The organism is Erythrobacter sp. SDW2 (assembly GCF_021431965.1).
In the GTDB taxonomy this organism is placed as follows: domain Bacteria; phylum Pseudomonadota; class Alphaproteobacteria; order Sphingomonadales; family Sphingomonadaceae; genus Parerythrobacter.
In genome coordinates this window covers 1,973,065-1,997,005 of the sequence record NZ_CP090370.1, presented here as the reverse complement: position 1 = coordinate 1,997,005, position 23,941 = coordinate 1,973,065, and the positions used below count along the sequence as shown (strand labels likewise).

Below are 23,941 nucleotides of genomic sequence, written 5' to 3'. Positions count from 1 at the left end.
GTGCCCCGGCGCGGCATAGCTGCATTATCACATGGAAATCACGCCCACCGTTATGGCCTTGATTGGCCTCCTCCTCGCCGCTTGGACGGCAGGTGCGGCATGGCTGATGATAGGCGCCGTGGCCAAGGCGAGAGGAGCGGAGAAGACTCGCGCCGCTGCCCGCCGAATGGCTCGGATGCTCGATGAGGCGCCGGCAATTCCGCTGCTGGTTCGTGCCGACGGGCGAATGGAAGGCTCGGAGCGACTTGCCCATTGGCTCGGATTCGAACGATTGCCACAGTTCATCAGCGAACTTGCCGAAGACGGGGATCGGGGACTGACTCGCGAGCAGCTGTCCGAACTGACCCAGAAGGTCCGCCGCGCGCAGAAGACTGCCGCTCCTTTTCGCATGAACCTTACGGTGCCGGGTTCGCAGCGTAGTTTGGCTCTGCGTGGCCAGTTAGCCGACCCGCAGGTTTCACCGGGCGGGGCAGCGTTGGTATGGGTGTTCGATTTCAGCGAGAGTGCCACCGAGCTGAGCCGGATGCGCGAGGAATCCTCGCGCGCGAAAGGTGATTTCGCCGCGTTGGTGGGGCTTATCGAAGCCGCGCCGATGCCGATGTGGTTTCGTGGTTCCGACGGCAAGATCAGGCTCGTCAACAGCGCCTATGTCGAAGCTGTTGCGGGCAAGGATGCCGAGAGTGTGGTGGCCGCTCAGACAGAATTGATTGAAGCCGTCGACGGGCTTTCGGCTGCCCAGATCGCGGGACAGGCAATGCAGCAGAAGCAAGCGATCGAACGGATCGTGCAGGCCACGATCGGAGGTCAGCGCCGGGCCCTGCGGGTCTCCGACCTTCCGTTGGGTAAGGAAGGCGTTGCCGGATACGCGGTCGATATCCAGGAAATGGAAGAGCAGGCCCGCTCCCACCGTGCCTATGCCGAAGCGCAGCGCGGAATGATGGATCGCCTGTCCGTTGGCGTGGCCCAATTCGATGCCGAGCGGAAGCTCACTTTTGCGAACCAGCCATTCCGCCGCATATTCGGGATGAAGCTCGGCGTAGTTCCTGACGGACTCCTGTTCGAGCGCCTGGTTTCGGACGCGCGTGATGCGGGCAAGACCCCCCAAGTTCGCGACTTTCCCGCGTGGCGAGCCGAACGGGTCGGTTGGTTCACGGCGGGTGAGGCTCAGGAAGAAGCCTGGCCGCTATCGGATGGCACACACCTCCGGCTTGTGGCCCAACCAATGCCAGACGGCGGGCTGGCGCTGATTGCCGAGGATCGGACCGAGCAACTGGCCCTTTCGGCTACGCGGGACACACTCCTGCGTACCCGGACGGCCATGCTCGACAGCCTGTTCGAAGCGTTGGCGGTGTTTGCGCCAGATGGCCACCTGCAATTGTGGAACCGCAGCTTTGCCGGAACCTGGGGCGTCGAGCAGGAAATGCTCGACCAGCACCCGCTGGTGGATGACCTGCTTGAAGAGATTGCTGGCAACCTTGCAAAGCCCAAGCAGGTCAAGCTGCTGGGTGAAGTCATCAGGGCTGCTACGCTGGATCGCAAGGAACTGGCCGGACGTGTTGCGCTTGCTGACGGGCGCACGCTGGAGTTTGCGGGCATCCCGCTTCCCGACGGGAACGGTCTGCTGACCACGCTCGATGTCACGGCCAATGAGCAGGCCGAAACGGCACTGCGCGAACGCAATCAGGCGCTGGAACAGGCCGACGGGGTCAAGACCCGCTTCCTCGCCAACATGTCCTACGAATTTCGGACGCCGCTGACCTCGATCGGAGGTTTTGCCGAGCTGTTGCAGGCCGGGGTCGCGGGCGAACTGTCCGACCAGGGCAAGGAATATGTCAGCGCAATTATCGATTCCGTGGCGCGACTGACCGACCAGGTCGAAAACGTGCTGGACCTGTCGCAGAGCGAGGCGGGGCTGCTGCCGATCCAGAAGGAGAAGCTGGAACTGCTTCCTTTTGTCACCCGCGTAGTGCGCGAACGCGAGCAGGAGATCACCGCCAAGGCGCTGACCCTCGATCTGCGCGGAGGTGCCAATCTGAAAGTTGAGGCCGACCGCCGCCAGCTGGCACGAGCCATCGGCCACCTGGTCGACAATGCCATTGTTGCGACTGACAGCGGCGGCAAGATCCTGGTGGATCTTTCGAAAAAGCCGGAGGGAACGAGGATCGTCATTTCCGACAGTGGCTGCGGCATGTCGCCCGAGGAGCTCAATCGGGCCATGGAAGGGTTGCGGCCGAAGGCCGATGGATCCGGCATGGAACGGCGGCAGGGGCTTGGTATCCCGCTCGCTCGGCAACTCGTCGAGGCCCACGGAGGGACTCTGACGATCCAGTCGCGCAAGAAGCTCGGGACCGCGGTAATGATCGTTCTGCCGTGATCGTCGATCTTCCGGACCTCGGCGCGATGGCGCAGCTCGGCGCGCGGATCGCAGCCCGCCTGCAAGCCGGCGATGTCGTTGCGCTGGAAGGCGGACTTGGAACGGGTAAGACGACCCTCTCCCGTGCGATCCTCGCAGCCCTGGGGCATCAAGGCGAAGTCCCGTCGCCGACCTTCACCATAATCGAGACCTACGACACGCTCGACCCACCGGTCGTGCACGCCGACTTCTATCGAATCGAAAATCCTTCCGAAGCCGACGAGATCGGCCTCGACGACTACCGCGATGGCGCGGCGTTGTTGGCGGAATGGCCGGGCAAGGCGGGTGGTTTTGCCCACGAGCCGGCGTGCCTCTCGATCCTGCTGGAAATTGCCGGAAACGGGCGCAGGGCGATTGTCGAAGGTGGGTCGGCTTGGCTAGAGCGGTTGCCATGAGCGAGAATACCGATGCGCTGCCCGAAGGCGGCGCTGCATTCCTGGACCAGGCCGGTTGGGCGGGCTGCACTATCGATCCAATACCGGGTGATGCCAGCTTCCGACGCTACTTCCGGCTGACGGGTGAGCGTGGCGGAGCGATGCTGATGCACGCTCCGCCGCCGCATGAGGATCCACAGCCGTTCCTCGATGTCGCACGCTGGCTCAGCGCGAAGGGCGCGCGAGCACCGCAGATATATGCCGACGACCGCGCTTCAGGCTGGGTGTTGATCGAAGATTTCGGCAACGACCGGATGCGAGACTGGCTCGATCATAACCCGCAAGGCGAGGCGGGTGCATATACTGCCGCGATCGATGCGCTGGTGCCGCTCCATCGGATCGAGGCAGGGCCTTTCGCGCCGTATGACTGGCCTACCTACAGGCGGGAAGTGAACCTGCTGACCGAATGGTACGCTCCGGCAATGGGGCTTGAAGTCGATGCAGAAGGGTTCGTCGAGGCTTGGCAGAACGCGCTTGGACCATTGCTCGCGCGCCAGGGCAAAGGCGTGACCGTGCTGCGCGATTACCACGCAGAGAATATCATGCTGCTCGGCCCGGCGTCAGACGGTTCAGGCGAACAGGGCCTGATCGATTTCCAGGACGCGCTTGCGGGCCATCCGGCCTATGACCTGGTGTCATTGCTGCAAGATGCCCGGCGCGACGTTTCGATCGAACTCGAAGCGCAAATGCTCGAGCGGTACCAGTCGCACGGCTTGGCAAACGAACATTTCGATGCGGACTACGCGCTGCTCGGGGCCCAGCGGAACGCCAAGATCGTCGGCATCTTCACGCGCCTCTACAAGCGCGACGGCAAGCAGCGCTATCTCGCCCTGGTCCCGCGCGTCTGGGAAGCGATGGAGCGAGACCTCAAGCATCCTGCGCTTGCTCCGGTTGCGCGGTGGTTCGATGCGAACATTCCGGACGACCTGCGCCATCAACTGGGCGGGACCATCGCATGAGCGAGCTTGCCAGCGACACCGCCATGGTCATGGCTGCCGGCATGGGTAAGCGGATGCGGCCACTCACTGCCTCTCAGCCGAAGCCTATGGTTCGCGTCGCGGGCAAGCCGCTGATCGATCATACGCTTGATCGTCTCGCCGAAGCTGGAGTCGCCAAGGCGGTTGTCAATGTCCACTATCTTGCTGACGCGCTCGAAGCTCATCTGGCACCGCGCCGGGCTCCGGTAATCACGATTTCGGACGAGCGGGCGGAATTAATGGAAACCGGCGGCGGGATGATCAAGGCACTGCCGCATTTGCCGGACCCGTTCTTCTGCCTCAACTCGGACAACATCTGGCTCGATGGCCCGCGCAATGCTTTTCGCGAGTTGTCGGACCGGTGGGATCCCGAAACAATGGACGCGCTGTTGCTGGTTGTCCCTCACGCCCGGGCGGTCAACTTCGATGGCATGGGCGATTTCCATCTCGATCCGATGGGGCGGATCACTCGCCGCAAGTCCGGTCGCATCGCGCCCTTTATCTACACGGGCATTCAGATCGTCTCGCACCGGCTCCTGCGGGACGCGCCCACAGGCAAGTTCGGCACCATGCTGCTGTGGGACCGCGCCATTGGAGAAGGGCGGCTCTATGGCCTGCCCTTCACCGGGCTGTGGTTCGAAGTTGGCGCTCCGCAAGCCATCCGCCCGACCGAGACGATGCTGACAGGTGGCTGAGCGGAGCGGCCCCAAGGTGTACTCCATTGCCGCGCACCGCGGCTTTGCCGATGCGCTCGTGGCCGGGCTGGTTCCTCGCTACGCCCAGGAGGGTGTAGGACTTGCTCGACTGACACTGCTGCTGCCCAGCGCCCGCGCCGCACGCACAGTCACCGAGGCCTTCATCCGCCACTTTGGCGAAATCGGTACCAAGGGCCTGCTGATGCCGCGCATGGCGGTTGTCGGCGACCTGGATCTGGACGAGACGCTGGGCAGCTTGCTCGACCCGCTGGGCGCGGCGGATATTCCTCCGGCAGTCGATCCAACCTGGCGCTGGCTATGGTTGGCGCAGATCCTGCGCGACCTTGAGCCAGAGCGCGCCAAGGGCCCAGCGCTGTTCAAGCTGGCGCAGGAAACGGCGCGGACCATGGACCGGCTGCTGGTCGAGGATATCGGGCCGGAGGAGTTGCTCGAGACCCCGGTGCTCGATCTTGTTCCCGACCTTGCAGAGCATTGGCAGGAGTCCTTGCGACGCTTTGCCGTTGTCCAGGCGCACTGGCTCTCCGAGTTGCAGAAAATGGGCAAGCTGGACGCTGCTGCGCGTCGCAATCGCCTGTTCGAACATGCCGCACGTCGCTGGAAGGATAACCCGCCCGCATCGCCAATCGTAGCTGCAGGGGTCACCAGTGCAGCACCCGCCTTGGCGCGCCTCTTGCGGGTCGTGTCCGAGCTTCCCCTGGGCGCCGTCATCCTGCCCGATTTCGATCTGACGATGGATGACGCGGTGTGGGACGAACTCGGCTGCGCGGGCGCCCCTGCCGAGTCCGGAGGCGCACCTTTCGCCAAGGGTGATGCCGTCACTCATCCGCAATACCATCTCAAACTATTGCTCAACCGGATGGGTGTGGGCCGCGGCGAGGTCGAGCCGTGGCATCGCAAGGGCCGAGGCGCGGCACGGCCCGAGCGCAGCCATGCGGTCAGTTCGATCTTCCTGCCACCCGAGGCAAGCAAGACCTGGTTCGAACTCAAGCCGGCCCAGCGGCACATGGCAGGTATTCGCCTGCTCGAGACACCCAATCCCGAGGCAGAAGCGCAGACCGTGGCCCTCGCGGTTCGGGAAGCGCTGGACGTGGCCGAGCGCAGGGTGGCGATCATCACGCCCGACCGTGCGCTGGCGCGTCGGATCGTCCACCACCTGCGCCGCTGGCATATCGAAGCGGACGATTCCGCAGGGCGTCCGCTGTCCCAGACCACCGCAGGGCGGCTGTTCCTGCTTCTCGCCGTGATCGCCGAACGTGCCGCGCCGGTGCCGCTGGTCGGCTTGCTCGGCCATCCTCTGGTGCGCCGCGAAGAGGGACGGCGCGAATGGTTGCGAGCTTTGCGCGGCTTCGAACGCCAACTGCGCGGTCCGCGTCCCGCGCCGGGTCTGGAACCGCTACGCGATGTCGCGGGGAAGGCCGGTGTCGGCAATTGGTGGGGCGAGGCCGAAGCGCTTCTGGCGCCTCTCTTCGACCTGCCGGGAGAAATGTTGCTTGCAGACATGCTGGATCTGCTTGCCGGCACGGGTGAAGCGCTGTGCGGGCCGGGAATGTGGGCGCAGGAAGATGGCCGCGCACTTGCTGCCTTTGTCGAAGACCTGCGGGGGCATGCGCGCAACGTCGGGACCTTGATCGATCCGAAGGACCTCCATGGTGTGCTGTCGCACGCAATGGAGAGCAAGGCGGTGCGGCCGCCCTATGGCGGACACCCACGGGTTGCCATCTATGGTCTTCTCGAAGCCCGCATGACCCGCGCGGATCTGGTGATCTGCGCCGGGCTCAACGAGGGTAGCTGGCCGGCGAAGCCGTCGGTCGATCCGCTGCTCGCACCGCCCGTTCTGAGGGCGCTCGGCGTGCCGGGGGCGGACTTCCGGATCGGGCTCGCCGCGCATGACCTTGCCGGTGCTCTGGGCGCCCCGGAAGTGATCCTGAGCCGCTCCGAACGTGACGCTGAGGGGCCGGCGATAGCATCGCGTTTCTTGTTAAGGGTGAAGGCGCTGCTGGGCGATTTGCTCGATCGCTACCAGGATGGGACATTGCCCGAGTTGGCGCGCGCGCTTGACGATGCGCCCCTTGCACCGCGCTACGAGAAGCCCGATCCCAAGCCGTCCGCCGAACAGCGCCGCCAGCGTATCAGCGTCACCGCTCTCGACCGGCTCCGGTCAGACCCGTACCAATTCTATGCGGGCGAGATCCTCAAGCTCAAGGAGCTTGAGCTGCTCGACGCCGAGCCGACCCCGGCGTGGCAGGGGCAGGTTGCGCACGACATTCTCGAACATTGGCACGAACATGGCGGCGACCTCGTCACCATCGCCAGCGACAAGCTCAAGTCGATGGACCACCATCCGCTGACCCGGTTCCTGTGGGAGCCGCGGCTGCTGAAGGGGCTGGAATGGGTTGAATTCGCTATTGCTTCCGACCCGACCCGCAAGCCGGTGCTGTGGGAGAAGTGGGGTGAGGTCGAGCATCGCGGGGTCACGCTCTTCGGGCGGATCGACCGACTCGACCTGCTAGAGAACGGCGAATACGCAGTGGTCGACTACAAGACCGGTAGTCCGCCGACCGGTAAGGAAGTGGAAGCGGGCTATGCGCTCCAGCTTGGAACCCTCGGCTTGATGGTTGGATTGGGGGGCTTTGCGAAAGCAGGCATTCACGGCGAAGCTAGCAAATTCGAGTACTGGTCGCTGGCAAAGGACAGTAGAGGCAAGTCCGAGAGCGGTTTTGGCTATGTCCAGACACCGATCAAGGATGGCAATAAGAAGACCGGGATTCTACCTGAGGACTTCGTTTCTGAGGCCCATCGGTATCTGGATGACGCGCTCGACCGTTGGGTCTTGGGTGAAGAAGGCTTCACCGCCCGCCTCAATCCCGATGCCAAGGTTTACAACAGCTATGACCAGCTGATGCGGCTCGATGAGTGGCTGGGGAGGGAGGAATGAGCAAAAGGAAGCTCGTCCATCCGCTCAAGGATCAGCAGGCAGAAGCTGTCGAGCCGCGGGACAGCGTGTGGCTATCGGCCAGCGCGGGGACGGGCAAGACACAGGTCCTCTCGGCACGAGTCTTGCGCCTCTTGCTGCAAGAGGATTGCCCGCCTGACAGCGTGCTCTGCCTGACCTTCACCAAGGCGGGCGCGGCCGAGATGGCGACCCGCGTCAACGAAGTGCTCGCGAGTTGGGTGCGGATGGACGAGGTCTCGTTGGAGCTGGACCTCAAGGCGATCGGTGCGCCTAGCGGCCCCGCCGAGCGGGCCCGCGCCCGCACACTGTTTGCAAAAGTCCTCGACTGTCCCGGTGGCGGCCTGCGCATCGACACCATCCACGCCTTCTCGCAGTGGCTGCTCGCCGCGTTTCCGGAGGAGGCCGGGCTGGTCCCGGGCACCAGGGCGCTGGAAGACCGCGAGAAGGTGATGCTCGCGCGGGAAGTGCTGTCGGAGCTGCTGCTGGAGGGCGACCCTTACGATCTTGACGCATTGGCCGCACTCTCGGTTCAGTATGCGCCAGATGGAGCGCAGGCTTGGCTGATGCGCTGCGCCGAAGCGATCGAGCTTTGGACGGGTACCTCAGGCTGGCAGCCGCCGCTTGGCGAGAGGGTAATGCCGCTACTTGGTCTTCCAGTCGATTTCGGTGAGGCCGACCTCGCGGCGATGTGCTCCGATCATTTCTTCGATGTCCGCTCATTGCGCGATTGCGTTGCGTTCTACGCAGGATGGAAGGGCAAGCAGGGTGGCGAGGCTGTTGCGGCCGCCGGCACTTGGCTGGGCCTGACGCCGGAACGAAGACTCGCCAGTCTCGATGAACTGACCGACGCATTCTTCTTCAAGAACGGCAATGGCAAACTGCCCAAGAATCTCGATCCGGCTTTCGCTGCGGCCCACGCGCGGGTGGGGAAGAGCATGGCAGCCATCAACGAGCGGCGGGCGTTGCTGGCGATAGCCGACCGCCTGATCCCCGCATTGACCCTCGGCCGCAAGTTTGCGCTGGCGTGGGATGATCGCAAGAAGCGTGACGGCCTGATCGACTTCGACGACCAGATCCGGCGGGCGGCCGAGCTGTTGACCAGATCCGACCTCGGCGAATGGATCAAATACAAGCTCGACCGGCAGTTCGACCACATTCTGGTCGACGAGGCGCAGGACACAAACGAAGCGCAATGGGCCATAATCCGCGCGCTGACCGGCGATTTCTTCACCGGCCTCGGCCAGCGGGATGGCAAGCTGCGGACGATCTTTGTCGTCGGCGATTACAAGCAGGCGATCTTTGGTTTCCAGGGCACCAACCCCGAGAATTTCCGGCTGCAGAAGGAGCTCTACAAAGCGGAGATCGAAGCGGCGATTGCCAATGCGCGGGAGTTGGCACGGGAAGAGCGGAGCAATGCGCCCATTGCCTTGCGCTCGCTGCGCGAACTCGGGCTGGGACGCAGTTTCCGTACGGCGCAACACGTGCTCGATTTCGTCGATGCCGCGATCGCTGCCATCGGGCGTGAGAATATCGGTCTCGACGATACGCATGAGCCGCACATCGGGGACGCCACCCGGCCCGGCCTGGTGACGCTGTGGAACCCGGTTCGCAGCTCCGACGGCAGCGACGATGACGGTGAAGGCGACGAAGAAGGCTGGCTCCCGCCCTCTGACCGCCTGATGGCCGACAATATCGCCAAGCAGGTCAAGCAGTGGCTTGAACAAGGCCACCCGCTGGCCAAGGGCGAGCATCGCAACGCCGGGCCGGGCGACATCATGGTGCTGGTGCGCAAGCGCAAGGAACTCGCAGGGCTGATCGTGGCCAGGCTCCATGCGGCAGGTGTCCCAGTCGCCGGGGTGGACCGCTTGCGGCTCGGCGCGCCATTGGCAGTCAAGGACCTTGTTGCTGCGCTGCGGTTTGCAGCGCAGCCGCTGGACGATCTCAACCTCGCCAATGTGCTGGTTTCGCCCTTGGGTGAGTGGACGCAGGATGACCTGCTGAAATACGCCTGGCGCGACAAGGATATGCGGCTGTGGGATCACTTGCGCAGGCATGACGATCCCTTCGTCATGGCGACGATCGAGCGGCTTCGCGGCTTGTTGGAGCGGGTCGATTTCGAACCGCCCGAGGCGCTGATCCACTGGATACTGACCGGTCCGTGGCAAGGTCGCCGCAAGCTGGTGGCGCGGCTCGGGCGTGAGGCAAATGACCCGATCGACGAGTTGCTCAACGCTGCCTTCGCTTACTCGGCGTCGCATACGCCGAGCCTCGCCGGCTTCATCCAGTGGTTCGACGCCGGCGACGCCGATCTGAAGCGTGAAGCGGGTGGCGACAACGGGCTGGTCAGGGTGATGACGGTTCATGGCTCCAAGGGCTTGCAGGCCCCAATCGTCATCCTTGCCGACGCGGTCGGTAATCCGGACGATAAGAAGGCGCGACCGGTCGACTTGGTTGAGGAATCGAGCGGCAAGTCTGTCCCGATCCTGCCCTTCTCCAAGGGGGAACGCGCTGGGCCTATCGCCGCCGCTGTCGATGCTGCCGATGTGACAGAGAAGGAAGAGCACTGGCGGCTGCTCTATGTTGCCATGACCCGCGCCGAGGAAGCGCTGTATATCGGCGGTGCGCTGGGCAAGAAGGACAAGGACGGACCCAAGCCTGACAGTTGGTATGCGCGCCTGGAACCGCTGATGGAAGGCGAGGTCCTGCAGGACGATATCTGGGGTGGACGGCGAGAATGGGGCGAACTTCCACCGCCGGTTGTCTCGGCAAAGGACGTACAGCAGGACATTGTGAAGGAACTCCCGGCTTGGGCTACGACGCCCATCGGCCCCGAACCACGCCCGCCGCGACCGCTGGCGCCGAGTTCGGCAGGGGAAGACCGCAGCGCCGATCCGCCGCTGCCACCGGAGCAAGTCGCGCTGGCCGCTCGGCGCGGCGTGCTGCTGCATAGCCTGCTCGAGCGGCTCCCCGAAGTGCCTGACGAGCGCCGCGCAGAAGCGGCAAGAGGCTGGATGGCACGGCAGGCCGGCGATCTGCCAGAGAACGACCGTGAGGAGCTGCTGGCAAGCGCATTGGCGGTCCTTTCCACCCCTGACTTCGCTGAAATTTTCGGCCCCGATGGACTGGCTGAAGTGCCGCTCGCCGCAACCGTCGGAGGGCAGGTCGTAGCCGGGACTGCCGACCGGTTGCTGGTCACCGCCGACGAAGTAACTGTGGTCGACTTCAAGACCGCGCGTCGCCCCCCTTCTTCTCTGGACGCAATTCCCGACGGCATCGTCCGGCAGATGGCTGCCTACGTCGCGGCGCTGGAAGTGATCTATCCCGGACGCGCAGTGCGCGCATCTGTGCTCTACACCCAGACGCCGCAACTGTTTGCATTGCCCGACGCCCTGCTTGCGCCGCACAAAGCGGCGTTGCAAACATAGCAGGAAAGCTTTGTCACCGCGCCCTTGGTCCGGGCGGACGCGCTGCCTAGATTGCAATCCAACAACAGGAGATTCCCCCCATGGCCACCGTCAACATCACCGATGCCAGCTTCAACGCCGACGTGCTCGAGGCCGACAAACCAGTGCTGGTCGATTTCTGGGCCGACTGGTGTGGTCCGTGCAAGATGATCGCTCCGGCGCTCGAGGAAATCAGCGACGAACTGGCCGACAAGGTGACCATCGCCAAGATGGACATCATGGAAAACACCGACACGCCGAGCCAGCTGGGCGTGCGCGGCATCCCCTACCTTGCGCTCTACAAGGGTGGCCAGAAAGTTGCCGAAATGACCGGCGCTGCGCCCAAGGGCCAGCTCAAGGCTTGGCTCGAACAGCAGCTTTAAGTTGACGGTTGCTTGACGAAGTTGACACCGTTTCAATCTCAGCTTCGTCGCTCAAACCACTGATCTAAAAGGTGTTCTTTTGCCCTCTGCGCGCTCGACCCACGAGCGTAGGGGCCCCGGGGATGGTTGGCAGTCGCTTCGCATCGGCAGTACCTGCCACGTTTCCCGGCCTGTAGGACAGCGGAAACTACCCCAGCCTAGCGTAATGGGTGGCAAGGTCGTCCCACAGCTTCGGTGTGGCCGCGCCGATCATCCCGGTGCGGTGGTACTCGTTGACGCGGTAGGGCGAGCCATCCGGCCGTGCAACCTTGCCGCCAGCCTCGTTGACCCAAAGCGCCCCGGCAGCATGGTCCCACGCAAGCGTGCGTTCGAAGAACGACACATCGTTCTGGCCAAGGGCCAGTCGCGGATATTGTTCGGCGGCGCAGCGCGGTGTTTCGACGACATGGTAATGCGGCGCGATATGCTCGGCGACTGCCGCGCGACGCACGGGGTCGAGGAAGATGACGGAGATTGCCGCTACCGGCGGCTGTTCGCCTGTGCTCGCCGCTCGCACTCGCTCTCCGTTAACGAACGCACCCCGTCCGGAATGGGCCGCGCAAAATCGGCCCGTCAGGCAATCGTATATCCAGCCAGACCGGCTTTCTCCCCCGGAAGCCCGCGCCAGCAGGATGCCGAATGGTCCCTGGGCATGGGCGAAATTGTGGGTGCCGTCGATCGGATCGATGATCCAGCAGTCGGTCGACAGGGAGTTGAGTATCAGCGGATCGGCATGTGCTGCCTCTTCGCCGACAATGGCCAGCGACGGATCGATAGTAGCCAGCCCCTCTGAAAGCGCATTCTCCGCCTCCCGGTCGGCTATGGTGACGAGGTCGTCATGCGCTTTCTCGATGATCTGGCCAGCGGACAGGTTGCGATAGCGCGGCAGGATGATGTCGCGGCTGACGCGCTGCATCAGTGCGAGAATTTCGCGGTCGAGCGTGCTCACGCGCAGACCTCAGGACCGGTAATCGGCATTGATCGCGATATAGCCATGGGTCAGGTCACAGGTCCAAACCATGGCGCGCCCGGTGCCGAGACCCAGTTCGACATCGATCACGATGTCTTCGCCCTTGAGGTGTTCGGCCAGCGGGGTTTCGTCGAAATCGGCTATAGGCTGCCCATCGCGGGCGGCCCAGTGACCACCGAAGCCGATCGAGAGCCTGTCGCGATCTGCCGGTTCGCCGGCCTTGCCGACGGCCATGACGACCCGGCCCCAGTTGGCATCTTCGCCGGCAATGGCGGTCTTGACCAGGGGCGAATTGGCGATGGCCATGCCGATGCGGTGGGCGCTTGTGTCGCTGACTGCGCCTGCCACCCGCACTTCGACGAATTTGCTTGCGCCCTCACCGTCGCGCACCACCAATTGGGCAAGCTGGCGGCAGACATCCTCCAGCGCGGCGGCGAAGGAGTCGGCGCCCGGATCGTCGAACGAGGCCAGCGGCGCGTTGCCTGCCTTGCCAGTGGCAAATGCCATAACCGTGTCGCTGGTCGAGGTATCGCCATCGACAGTGATGCAGGAGTATGTGCGCCGGTTGGCGGCCTCGAGCAATGTTTGCAGGAAGGCGGGTTTCACCGCTGCATCGGTAAACACGTAACCGAGCATGGTTGCCATCTCGGGGGCGATCATGCCGCTGCCCTTGATGATCCCGCAAATCTCGACCCGCGTCCCGCCGAGCATGGCCGAGGCATGCGCGCCCTTGGGGAAGGTGTCGGTTGTGGAGATCGCCCGTGCCGCGTCCTGCCACTCGCATGTCTCGGCGGTGAAGGCTGCTTCGAGCCCGGCGTCGGCGACGTCGATCGGCAGAGGCACCCCAATCACGCCGGTGGAGGAGACAAACACCTGCTCGCCCGGGCATCCGAAATGGCGCGCTGCCTTGCCGATGATGCGCTCCACCGCCTCCCGTCCGCGATAGCCGGTGAAGGCGTTGGAATTGCCCGCGTTGATGATTTGCGCGCGGGCCTTGCCCTGCCGCACATACTCCCGGCCCAGCTCGACTTCGCTCGAAGCGCAGGCGCTCTTGGTGAAGACACCAGCGACGCTGGTCCCCTCAGCCAGTTCGATCAGGGTCAGGTCCGCGCGGTCCCACTTCTTGTAGCCGGCGCGCACGGTACGCAGAGTCACGCCATCAATGGCAGGCATCTGCGGAAACGGGCGAGCGAGAGGCGAAGGTTCGAGGTCCATATCCGCGCCCTAGAAGTGACGTGGTTCACCTGCAAGCTTGCCTTTGGCAACGGGTGCAGGGAGGAATATGCAGGTTGGAGGTCGCCCATGATTGCAAGCATTCTCGCGCTGGCCATTTTGGCCCAGCACAAAATTGATGTTGAACCGGCGCCGCCGCCGCGCCCCGTCGCGACCGCTCCCGTGCCGATGGTGGTGGGCGCCGATGGAACGGTCACCGATTGCACTGAAACAAGCGAAGGCGGTCTGGGCGAAATGGGGATATTCAAGGGACTGTGCGAGGATGAGGCAAGGAAAGTCTGCAGGCTCGGATTCCAGGACGGGGACGGCAAGCCAGTGGCCAAGCGGTTCTCGATGACCTTCGCTGTCGATGTCGAGGATGTGGCGGTGGAAGCCGAAGATAGCGTTTCGGCGCTACAAAGCCCGAAAGGGGAATAGCGCGCTGCTGCAGTGGACTCGAACCGCCACCGACCCTATATGAGACTTGCTATGCGTCGCCAATTGCTGACTCTGCTTGCGCTTCTGACCGGGCTTGCCGCCATCGGCACTCCCGCGAGCGCGGCCATGGGCGAGCTGTTCGGTGCTCAGGTCCAGACCAGGCAACAAGACCGCGCCGATGAAAGGCGCGAGGAATGCCGCCAGCGGCGCGACCGCGAGCGGGGTCCTGCTCGCCGTGAGACAGCCCGGGAATGCCCGCCGCCTCCGCCGGTCCGCATTATCTTGCCGACCGTGATGCTCGGCAGCGATCTTTCGCTCGAATAGGACCCAACAGCCCATCTGTTGCCTCACGCCCTCGCGCCGTCTGCCGGGGGCGTTCTCCTTTTTGTTTATTCCCATTCCGTCAGGCCCGTTCCCATGCTCAACAAAATCATGAAATCGATGTTCGGTTCGTCGAACGACCGCTACGTCAGGTCGATCGGCAAGGTCGTCGACCAGATCAACGCACTTGAAGAGCAGATCAAATCGCTCTCCGACGATGAACTGAAGGCGCAGACCGCCAAGTTCCGCGAGCTGCTCGCCGGCGGCAAAACGCTCGAGGATATTCTGCCGGAAGCCTTTGCTACGGTCCGCGAGGCATCGGTCCGCGTCCTCGGCATGCGGCACTTCGACGTGCAGATGGTCGGCGGCGTTGTGCTCCACCGCGGCGAAATCGCCGAAATGCGCACCGGCGAAGGCAAGACGCTGGTGGCAACGCTCGCGACCTATCTCAACGCCATCGAGGGCAAGGGTGTGCATGTCGTGACCGTCAACGACTACCTCGCGCGCCGCGACGCCGAATGGATGGGGCAGCTCCATCAGTGGCTGGGCCTGAGCGTCGGCGTGATCGTGCCCGGCCTCAACGAATTCGAACGCCGCGAAGCCTACAATTCGGACATCACCTACGGCACCAACAACGAGTTCGGCTTCGATTACCTGCGCGACAACATGAAGCATGATCGCGGCCAGATGGTGCAGCGGCCCTTCAACTTCGCCATTGTCGATGAAGTCGACTCGATCCTCATCGACGAAGCGCGCACGCCGCTGATCATCTCCGGCCCGACCGAGGACAAGACCGATCTCTATGTTGCGGTCGATGCCATCGTGAAACAGGTCGATCCTTCGTGGTACGAAGCGGACGAGAAGACCAAGAACATCACCTGGACCGAGGAAGGCAACGAGCACATCGAGGAAATGCTCAAGGCCTCGGGCTTGCTCGAGACCGACAACCTCTATGATGTCGAAAACACCCAGGTCGTCCATCACCTCGACCAGGCGCTCAAGGCGAACATCATGTTCAAGCGCGACATCGATTACATCGTGAAGGACGACAAGGTCGTCATCATCGACGAGTTCACCGGCCGCATGATGGATGGTCGCCGCTGGTCGAACGGCCTGCATCAGGCGGTCGAGGCCAAGGAAGGCGTCAAGATCGAGCCAGAGAACCAGACCATGGCCTCGATCACCTTCCAGAATTATTTCCGCATGTATCCCAAGCTTTCCGGCATGACCGGCACCGCCGCGACCGAGGCCGGCGAGTTCTGGGACATCTACAAGATGAACGTGGTCGAGATCCCGACCAACGTGCCCGTCCAACGCATCGACGAGGAAGACGAATTCTACAAGAATACCGACGACAAGTTCCAGGCCATCGCCAAGGCCATTGCCGAGAAGAGCAAGATCGGCCAGCCGGTTCTGGTCGGCACAGTTTCGATCGAGAAATCGGAAAAGCTGAGCAAGTTTCTCGATGTCGAAGGCGTCAAGCATGCGGTGCTCAACGCCCGCTTCCACGAGAGCGAAGCACATATCGTGGCGCAGGCGGGCCGTCTTGGTGCAGTGACCATTGCCACCAACATGGCGGGCCGCGGGACCGATATCCAGCTCGGCGGCAATCTCGAATTCCGCATCGATGATGAGCTGCGCGACATGGAGGATGGCCCTGAGCGCGAAGAGGCGATCGAACGGATCAAGGCCGAGGTGAGGGCCGAACGCGAGAAAGTGCTCGCCGCGGGTGGCCTGTTCGTGCTCGGCACCGAACGCCACGAAAGCCGCCGCATCGACAACCAGCTGCGCGGCCGTTCGGGTCGTCAGGGCGATCCGGGCCTCAGCCGGTTCTATCTCTGCCTCGAGGACGACCTGCTGCGTATCTTCGGGCCCGACACGCTGTTTGCCCGGATGATGAATTCGAATCTCGCCGATGGCGAAGCGATCGGGTCGAAGTGGCTGAGCAAGGCCATCGAGACCGCGCAGAAAAAGGTCGAGGCCCGCAACTACGACATCCGCAAGCAGGTCGTCGAATACGACGACGTGATGAACGACCAGCGCAAGGTGATCTACGAGCAGCGCGCCGAGATCATGGACAGCGAGGCGGTCGACGATGTCGTTATCGACATGCGCCATGACACGATCAACACGCTGGTTGGCGAGGCTTGCCCGCCGGGCTCGTATCCGGAGCAGTGGAACATCGAAGGGCTCAAGACCCGGGTCGAGGAAGTGCTGGGCCTGACCCCGCCCTTCGACGAATGGATGCAGGAAGAGGCGATCGAGCCGGAAATCTTTGAAGAACGCATTGTCGCGATGGCAAACGAGCGAATGGAGGCAAAGATTGCCAACATCGACCCCGGCACCTGGAAGCGCGTTGAAAAGAGCATCCTGCTCGAACGGCTCGACCACTTCTGGAAAGAGCACTTGGCCACCCTCGATGCGCTGCGGCAAGTCGTGTTCTTGCGCGCCTATGCGCAAAAGCAGCCGATCAACGAATACAAGCAGGAAGCCTTTGGCCTGTTCGAATCGATGCTGGACAAACTTCGCGAGGATGTAACCACCATCCTCCTGACGAAGGAATTCCGCCTGGCCGCACCGCCTCCGCCGCAGGCGCTGCCGGACCTGCCGGATTTCCTCACCGGCCATATCGATCCGCTCAGCGGCGTCGACAACTCGAACGATGGCGACGGGTCCGACATACGACCGGAGATGTTCGGATCGCTGGCAGGTTCTCCGCGAGCCGCCTTCGGGCCGGGCGGGGCGGCGGGCGCGACCGACAATCCGTGGGCCGGGCAGGAAATAAGCCGCAACGCCCCGTGTCCATGCGGCTCTGGCAACAAGTACAAGCACTGCCACGGCGCAGCGGTCTGACCCGCGTGTGCCCCGTGCAGCCGCGCTGCTAGCTGTCGCGGGGCGTGCGGACCATTGGCACCAGCGGCGGCGCACCCGGCTCGACGATGATCGGGTCGCCAAGCTGGGTAAAGCCGCAAGAATTGTAGAACCCGGTGTTGGCCGGGTTCGAATTCTCGAGATAGGCCGGTAAGCCCTTTCGGTCGCAGGCGTCGAGCACGGGCTGGATCAGTTTGCGCCCCAGACCCTTCCCCTGTGCCGATTGCCGAACGCCGATGCTGAACAGGTAGGCATGCTCGAATGTCGGATTGCGCGCAGCCATCGCCTCGCCGGTCTTGATGCCGCGCTTCACCGCGCCCGGACCGCACAGAAAAATCGTCGGGAGGGCAAAGCGCCAATAGTCGCCGGTCGTAAAACTGGCGTCGCCGCCCGGCAGCATCCACATGCATGCACCATCGTTGCCTAGCGTGTAGCAATAGCCGCGCGGCGTATAGATCCGACGCGCCTGCAGCTGGAACAGGTTGCGGATCCCGGCGAAGTTCCCGAACAGCCAGAGGTTGAAGGGATCGTTGCGAAAGGCATCGGCAGTGATGCTGCCAACCAGCGTGGTCCCGTTTGTCCCTACTCGGCGGCAGTATTCGCCAAGGTCGATATCGTCCGGTGTCATCGCCCCCTCCCGCTCCGATCAACGGCTAGCAGCCGGGCGCGCCTGCGTATAGGGAGCGGCGATGCCTGTTTTCCTCGTTGCCGGATTCTTCGTCACCGCGCTGCTCTATGCCAGCGTCGGCTTTGGCGGCGGCTCGACCTACAGCGCACTGCTAGCGCTCTACGGGTTCGATTACAGGCTGCTGCCGGTGCTGTCGCTGGTGTGCAATATCGCCGTGGTGACCGGTAGCACCATCCGCTTCGGCCGCGCCAGGGTAATGCCTTGGAAGGGTGCGCTGGTGCTGACCGGGGTTGCTGCGCCTGCGGCTCTGCTCGGCGGGTTGACACCCATCGGGCAGGGGGCGTTCTTCACCCTGCTCGGTGCCAGCCTGGTGCTGGCCGGACTGGCGCTGTTCCTGCCGCAGAGCTCGGGCGGTGATGAGCCCACTCACCTCGCAAAGTTCATGCCGGTGATCGCGTTGCCGCTCGGCTATCTGTCGGGGCTCGTCGGCATCGGCGGCGGCATCTTCCTCGCCCCGCTGCTGCATCTGACGCGCTGGAACAATGCCAGAGCCATTGCCGCCACCGCTAGCCTGTTCATTCTGGTGAACTCGCTGTTCGGATTGGTCGGGCAATTGCTCAAGAACGGCGCGCAGGTGTTCGGCGAGGCGGTGACTTACGGCTTGCCATTGATGCTGGCTGTGGTGGTTGGCGGCCAGATCGGCAGCCTGCTGGCGCTCAAGGTATTCCCGGCGCGGATTATCCGTTGGCTGACCGCGGCGCTGACGATCTGGGTGGGGGGAAGGCTGCTGCTTGGAGCCTAGGAAAAGATGGCTCCCCGAGTTGGATTCGAACCAACGACCAAGTGATTAACAGTCACCTACTCTACCGCTGAGCTATCGGGGAGCAGCCCGTTGCCAGGCGAAGCGCGCCTATATGGGGGCCGATTCCGTTTGGCAAGCCCCTCAGGTAACGAATTGCTCTGCCACAATGCGTTCGTCCAGCGAGTGTCCCGGATCGAACAGAAGGGTCAGGGCAGAGGAGCGTTCGATTGCCACGGAAACCTCGGCAATGTCGCGGTATTCCTTCTGGTCGGCGACAACCGCTACGGGCCGTTTGGCGGGCTCGAGCACGCGGAAGTTGATGTCGGTATACTCCGGCAGGATCGCTCCGCGCCACCTGCGGGGTCGGAACGGACTGATCGGGGTCAGCGCCAGTACTTGCGAATCGAGCGGCAGGATGGGGCCGTTGGCCGAGAGGTTGTAGGCGGTCGATCCGACCGGGGTGGACACCAGCACCCCGTCGCAGACCAACTCGTTGATCCGCACCTTGCCGCCGACCGACACCTCGATCTTGGCCGTCTGGCGGGTTTCGCGCAGCAGGGAAACATCGTTGATGGCGGCAGCGGTGTATTCGGTGCCATCCTGTGCGGTGGCGGTCATCCGCAACGGAGCGACCGAGCGCAGCGAGGCACGGTTGACAGCGGCCAGCAGGTCCGGGCGTTTGCGTGGGCGATTCATCATGAAACCCACCGTGCCCATGTTGATCCCATAAGCAGGCTTCACGGCACCATCGTCGAGCATGTGGTGGAGCACCTGGAGCATGAAACCGTCTCCGCCCAGCACCACCACTGCGTCGGCCTCGGCGAGCGGCGCAAACGGGAAATCCCTTGCCAGCGCCGCCGCGGCCGCTTCGGCGCGCTCGGTATCGGCGGCCTGGAGGGCCAAGGTCTTGAACTGATTGTCCCGAGCCAATCTGGCCTCCGCTCCCATTGGATGCGCCCTCCTATGAAGGACCGTGCCATTTGGCAACGCTTGCAGATTGGCGGGCGACGGAGAACGTTCCCTCGCCTAGGTGCCACAAATGTCCGAAGCCCGGCTCCTTGAAACGGAAATCCAGCGCGTGCTCAATCATGCGCCCGACCTTGCCAGCGCCATTGAGTGCGGTGAGATCGAGACCGTGTACCAACCGCAGTTTGTCTTGCCCGAAGAGCGGTTGATTGGGGCCGAGGCGCTGGCTCGGTGGAAACATCCCGAACTTGGCGAGATCGGGGCAGGACCGTTGTTTGCCATCGCTGAGGTCCAGGGAGTGACGAGCCGCTTGTCGCACAGGATTGTCGCCAATGCTCTGGCCGAGTTCGCTCGCTGGCCAGGCGATCTGCGGCTGTCTGTCAATGTTCTGCCCGAAGAAATGGCCGCGACCGGTTTTGCCGAGGGGTTCCTCCTGCGGGTTTCACAGGCAGGGATCAATCCCGCCCGGCTCACGGTCGAAATTACCGAGGAAGTCTTGCTCGGTGATCTGCCCAAGGCGGCTGTTACACTGGGTACCCTGCGCGAGGCCGGCATCCGCATCGCCCTCGATGACTTCGGCGCGGGGTTCTGCAACTTCCGCTACCTCAAGATCCTGCCTCTCGATTACCTCAAGCTGGACCGTTCGATGGTCGACGGGATCGCCACCGACGAGCGTGACCTGGCAGTGCTGCGCGGGATTGTGGCGATGGGCCGGGCGCTGGGCCTGCGCGTCATCGCCGAAGGTATCGAGACCGAAGCGCAGCGCGACATCGTTGCGGCCGAGGGCTGCGACACCTACCAGGGCTTCCTGCGAGCCGCCCCCATGCCAGCGCGGACATTCCGCGAGCTGGCGCAGGCTCAGGCTGCCTTCTGAGGCTTGCGCTTGCGGCGGGCGATACTGCTCAGTCCCTTGGTCAGCTGGAACAGGCCGTTGAGACGGCTTTGCGGGTCACCCCACGCGCGGTTGATCACCAGCTTCATGTCGGGGCGCAGCTTGGCGGTGTCCTGTGTCCCTTGGTTCAGCCGGTCGACATAAGCCAGCAGCCCGGGCCCGTCGGGGAAATCGTCCTTGTGGAACGTGACGAGCGTGCCCTTCGCGCCGACGTCGATCTTGGCGATATTGGCCTCGATCGCCTGGTGCTTGATCTCGATCAGTTTTACGAGATTGGCGGTGGCGGAGGGCAGGGGGCCGAAGCGGTCGATCATTTCCGCCGCCAGTGCCTCGATCTCTGCCTTGTCCTGCGCCTGATTCAAGCGGCGATAGAGCGCCATCCGCACGGTCAAGTCGGGGATATAGTCCTCCGGTATCATGATCGGGGCATCGACGGTTATCTGCGGGCTGAGCGGATCGCGCTCTTCCAGCATCCCGGCGTCCCCTGCCTTGGCAGCGAGGATCGCTTCCTCCAGCATCGACTGGTAGAGTTCGAACCCGACTTCCCGGATATGGCCCGACTGCTCGTCGCCAAGCAGATTGCCCGCGCCGCGAATGTCGAGATCGTGGCTGGCGAGCTGGAACCCGGCACCCAGGGAATCGAGATCGCCCAGCACTTTCAACCGCTTCTCCGCCACTTCTGATAATTGTGTATCCGCCGCATGGGTCAGATAGGCATAAGCGCGCAGCTTTGAGCGGCCGACGCGGCCTCGCAGCTGGTAGAGCTGGGCGAGGCCGAAGATATCGGCGCGGTGGATGATGATGGTGTTGGCGTTGGGAAGGTCCAGCCCGCTTTCGACGATGGTGGTCGAAAGCAGCACCTCGTACTTGCCCTCGTAGAACGCGCTCATGCGGCTCTCGATTTCGGCGGCGCCCATCTGGCCGTGAGCGGAGATCGCCTTGATCTCCGGCACATTCTCGCGCAGCCATTCCTCGACGCCTTCCATGTCGGAAATTCGCGGCACGACGATGAAGCTCTGCCCGCCGCGGTGATGCTCGCGCAGCAGCGCCTCGCGCATCACCATGTCGTCCCATTCCATCACATATGTGCGCACTGCGAGGCGATCGACCGGCGGGGTCTGGATGGTCGAGAGCTCGCGCAGCCCGCTCATCGCCATCTGCAGGGTGCGCGGGATCGGCGTGGCGGTGAGGGTGAGCATATGCACATTGGCGCGCAGCTGCTTGAGCGCTTCCTTGTGGGTCACCCCGAACCGCTGCTCCTCGTCGACGATCACCAGGCCGAGGTTCTTGAACTGCGTCGATTTGCTGAGGATCGCGTGGGTGCCGACTACGATATCGATATCGCCCGATTTCAGGCCATCGCGGGTCTCCGCCATCTCCTTGGCCGGGACCAGGCGGCTGAGCCGCCCGACCTTGAGCGGAAAGCCGGCAAAGCGCGCGCTGAAGTTCTCGAAATGCTGGCGGGCGAGCAGGGTGGTCGGGGCGACCACAGCGACCTGCTGCCCGGCCATGGCCGCGACAAAGGCGGCGCGAAGGGCCACCTCGGTCTTGCCGAAGCCGACATCGCCGCAGACCAGCCGGTCCATCGGGCGGCCGCTTTCCAGATCGCCCAGCACATCGGCGATGGCGCGGTCCTGATCCTCGGTTTCCGACCAAGGGAAGCGGTCGAGGAACTGGTTGTAACTGGCCTCGTCGGTCTCCAGCACCGGGGCCTTGCGCAGCGCCCGCATTGCGGCGGTGCGCATCAACTCGCCAGCGATCTCCCGGATACGTTCGCGCAGCGCGGCGCGGCGGCGCTGCCAGCCTTCGCCGCCGAGCTTGTCGAGCATGACCGCATCTTCGGAGGAGCCATAGCGGCTCAGCACGTCGATGTTCTCGACCGGGATGTAGAGCTTGTCGCCGCCCCGGTACTCCAGCATCACGCAATCGTGCTGGCTCTTGCCCACGGCGATGGGCTCAAGGCCGAGATACTTGCCGATCCCGTGTTCGACATGGACCACCAGATCGCCCCGGTTGAGCGTCTGAAGTTCGGCCAGGAAGGCATCGGAATCCTTGCGCTTCTTCTTGCGCCGGACAAGCCGGTCGCCGAGCAGATCCTGCTCGGTCAGCAGTTCCAACTGGTCGTTGGCGAAGCCCGTTTCGACCGGCAACACCAGCGCCACCGGGGTGCCCTTGGCCGCGAGCCCGAGCGCCTCTTGCCAGCTGTCGGCCAACTTGGTCTCGCAGCCCGCTTCGGAGAGGATCGAGGCGATGCGGCTGCGACTGCCGGTAGAGTAGGCAGCCAGCAGCGGACGCTTGCCCGCCTTGCCCAGCGCCTTCAGGTGCTTCGCTGCGACTTCGTAGACGTTGTCGCCGCGGCCGCGCTCGGGAGTGAAATCGCGGGCTGAACCAAAGCCGAAGTCGACTACGCTGTCGCTTGCAGGTTCAGCAAAGATGGTGGTGCGGTGCGCGGGTGCATTGGCCAGACCTTCGGTCCATTCATCGCCGTCCAGATACAGCGCGGAGGGCTGGAGCGGGCGATAGCTGCCCTTGGCCTGTCCCGTCGCATTGGCCCGGCTTTCGCGGTAGTCGCCGATATCCTTGAGCCGTTCCTCGACCGCGCTGGTTGCGGCGCTGTCCATGACGATCAGGTCGTTGTCGCCGAAGTGGTCGAAGACAGTGCTGAGGCGTTCCTCGAACAACGGTAGCCAGTGCTCCATCCCGGCAAGCCGTCGCCCGTCACTGACTGCCTCGTAAAGCGGGTCCTGCGTCGCCGCCGCGCCGAACTGTTCGCGATAGCGGCTGCGGAAACGCTTGATGCTGTCTTCGTCGAGCAAGGCCTCGCTGGCGGGAAGCAGCAGGTGCGATTCGATGACCTCGGTGCTCATCTGCGTCGACGGATCGAACAGCCGCAGGCTTTCGAGTTCGTCGCCGAAGAAATCGAGCCTCAGGCCCTGTTCCAGGCCGGAGGGGAAGATATCGACAATCGAGCCGCGAATGGCATACTCGCCCGCGTCGACCACCGTGTCGACCCGCGAATAGCCCTGGCGGCGCAGCAGTGCGGAGAGACTCTCCATCCCGATCTCTGTCCCGACCGAAAACTCGCGGACGCTTTCGCGGATGCGGAATGGCGTCAGCACCCGCTGAAGCGCGGCATTGACAGTGGTGACCAGCAGTTGCGAACCGCTCTTGCCTGCCTGCAACCGGTGCAGCGCCGCGAGGCGCCGGGCACTGACCGAAAGGGCCGGGCTGGCGCGGTCATAGGGCAGGCAGTCCCACGCCGGGAACTCGATCACTTCCAACTCGGGCGCGAAGTACTGCGCCGCTTCGGCTACGGCGTGCATTGCCGCTTCGTCCGGTGCGATGAACACCGCGCGTCCGGTCGCAGCGCGAGAAAGGTCCGCCATCACCATCGGCTGCGCCCCGCGCGCGACCGAGGCGAGGGTCAGCGGCGACTCGGCTTTGAGGATACGGGCGAGGTCAGGCATGGTTTGGGCTATCCGG

17 protein-coding genes and 1 tRNA gene are annotated in these 23,941 nt (G+C 63.7%); 12 read left to right on the top strand and 6 right to left on the bottom strand.

Going from position 1 to position 23,941, the window contains the following annotated elements:
• The first annotated feature begins 31 nt into the window (after positions 1-31).
• From LY632_RS09735 to trxA, 7 genes are all read left to right on the top strand, one after another.
• Positions 32-2,374, top strand: coding sequence for a PAS domain-containing sensor histidine kinase (locus tag LY632_RS09735; RefSeq protein WP_234090944.1), 2,343 nt, complete (start codon positions 32-34; stop codon positions 2,372-2,374).
• Positions 2,371-2,808, top strand: a complete 438-nt coding sequence (gene tsaE / locus LY632_RS09730) for a tRNA (adenosine(37)-N6)-threonylcarbamoyltransferase complex ATPase subunit type 1 TsaE (RefSeq protein WP_234090943.1) — start codon at positions 2,371-2,373, stop codon at positions 2,806-2,808. The genes LY632_RS09735 and tsaE overlap by 4 nt, the downstream gene beginning before the upstream one ends.
• Positions 2,805-3,806 (top strand): aminoglycoside phosphotransferase family protein, encoded by a 1,002-nt coding sequence (locus LY632_RS09725; RefSeq protein ID WP_234090942.1) that lies wholly within the window; start codon positions 2,805-2,807, stop codon positions 3,804-3,806. The genes tsaE and LY632_RS09725 overlap by 4 nt, the downstream gene beginning before the upstream one ends.
• Complete coding sequence (locus LY632_RS09720) at positions 3,803-4,519, top strand: nucleotidyltransferase family protein (protein WP_234090941.1); 717 nt, start codon at positions 3,803-3,805, stop codon at positions 4,517-4,519. Before LY632_RS09725 ends, LY632_RS09720 begins: the two co-directional genes overlap by 4 nt.
• Entirely contained in the window at positions 4,512-7,475 is a 2,964-nt protein-coding gene (locus LY632_RS09715; RefSeq protein WP_234090940.1) for a PD-(D/E)XK nuclease family protein, read from the top strand. Before LY632_RS09720 ends, LY632_RS09715 begins: the two co-directional genes overlap by 8 nt.
• Positions 7,472-10,918 (top strand): double-strand break repair helicase AddA, encoded by a 3,447-nt coding sequence (gene addA / locus LY632_RS09710; RefSeq protein ID WP_234090939.1) that lies wholly within the window; start codon positions 7,472-7,474, stop codon positions 10,916-10,918. Before LY632_RS09715 ends, addA begins: the two co-directional genes overlap by 4 nt.
• Positions 10,919-10,998: 80 nt before the next feature.
• Positions 10,999-11,319: a thioredoxin gene (gene trxA, locus LY632_RS09705; protein WP_234090938.1), complete on the top strand. Its 321-nt coding sequence runs from the start codon at positions 10,999-11,001 to the stop codon at positions 11,317-11,319.
• Positions 11,320-11,506: 187 nt separating this feature from the next.
• Here the strand turns inward: trxA and LY632_RS09700 are convergent, their stop codons facing one another.
• Together LY632_RS09700 and argJ are read right to left on the bottom strand one after the other, a co-directional pair.
• The gene (locus tag LY632_RS09700) at positions 11,507-12,313 is read right to left on the bottom strand and encodes an inositol monophosphatase (protein ID WP_370636573.1); all 807 of its coding nucleotides are present in this window, start codon (positions 12,311-12,313) and stop codon (positions 11,507-11,509) included.
• 3 nt (positions 12,314-12,316) lie between these two features.
• The gene (argJ, locus tag LY632_RS09695; protein ID WP_234090936.1) at positions 12,317-13,543 is read right to left on the bottom strand and encodes a bifunctional glutamate N-acetyltransferase/amino-acid acetyltransferase ArgJ; all 1,227 of its coding nucleotides are present in this window, start codon (positions 13,541-13,543) and stop codon (positions 12,317-12,319) included.
• An 87-nt stretch (positions 13,544-13,630) separates the two neighbouring features.
• Here argJ and LY632_RS09690 point away from each other — a divergent pair, with 87 nt between their 5' ends.
• From LY632_RS09690 to secA, 3 genes are all read left to right on the top strand, one after another.
• A complete protein-coding gene (locus LY632_RS09690; RefSeq protein ID WP_234090935.1) occupies positions 13,631-13,978 on the top strand; it encodes a hypothetical protein in 348 nt (115 codons plus the stop codon).
• Between the two features lie 63 nt (positions 13,979-14,041).
• Entirely contained in the window at positions 14,042-14,302 is a 261-nt protein-coding gene (locus LY632_RS09685; protein WP_234090934.1) for a hypothetical protein, read from the top strand.
• Positions 14,303-14,395: 93 nt separating this feature from the next.
• On the top strand, positions 14,396-17,152 hold the full coding sequence (gene secA / locus LY632_RS09680; protein ID WP_234090933.1) for a preprotein translocase subunit SecA: 2,757 nt from the start codon (positions 14,396-14,398) through the stop codon (positions 17,150-17,152).
• Positions 17,153-17,180: 28 nt separating this feature from the next.
• On the opposite strand, the gene LY632_RS09675 is transcribed toward secA, so the two are convergent.
• Entirely contained in the window at positions 17,181-17,798 is a 618-nt protein-coding gene (locus tag LY632_RS09675) for an N-acetyltransferase (protein ID WP_234090932.1), read from the bottom strand.
• A 61-nt stretch (positions 17,799-17,859) separates the two neighbouring features.
• Here LY632_RS09675 and LY632_RS09670 point away from each other — a divergent pair, with 61 nt between their 5' ends.
• On the top strand, positions 17,860-18,600 hold the full coding sequence (locus LY632_RS09670; protein WP_234090931.1) for a sulfite exporter TauE/SafE family protein: 741 nt from the start codon (positions 17,860-17,862) through the stop codon (positions 18,598-18,600).
• Between the two features lie 7 nt (positions 18,601-18,607).
• Here LY632_RS09670 and LY632_RS09665 read toward each other — a convergent pair.
• Together LY632_RS09665 and LY632_RS09660 are read right to left on the bottom strand one after the other, a co-directional pair.
• A tRNA-Asn gene (locus LY632_RS09665) sits at positions 18,608-18,682 on the bottom strand.
• 59 nt (positions 18,683-18,741) lie between these two features.
• Positions 18,742-19,530 (bottom strand): NAD kinase, encoded by a 789-nt coding sequence (locus tag LY632_RS09660; protein WP_234090930.1) that lies wholly within the window; start codon positions 19,528-19,530, stop codon positions 18,742-18,744.
• 109 nt (positions 19,531-19,639) lie between these two features.
• Here LY632_RS09660 and LY632_RS09655 point away from each other — a divergent pair, with 109 nt between their 5' ends.
• The gene (locus tag LY632_RS09655) at positions 19,640-20,440 is read left to right on the top strand and encodes an EAL domain-containing protein (RefSeq protein WP_234090929.1); all 801 of its coding nucleotides are present in this window, start codon (positions 19,640-19,642) and stop codon (positions 20,438-20,440) included.
• Here the strand turns inward: LY632_RS09655 and mfd are convergent.
• On the bottom strand, positions 20,425-23,925 hold the full coding sequence (mfd, locus tag LY632_RS09650) for a transcription-repair coupling factor (RefSeq protein WP_234090928.1): 3,501 nt from the start codon (positions 23,923-23,925) through the stop codon (positions 20,425-20,427). The genes LY632_RS09655 and mfd overlap by 16 nt on opposite strands.
• Positions 23,926-23,941 lie beyond the last annotated feature (16 nt).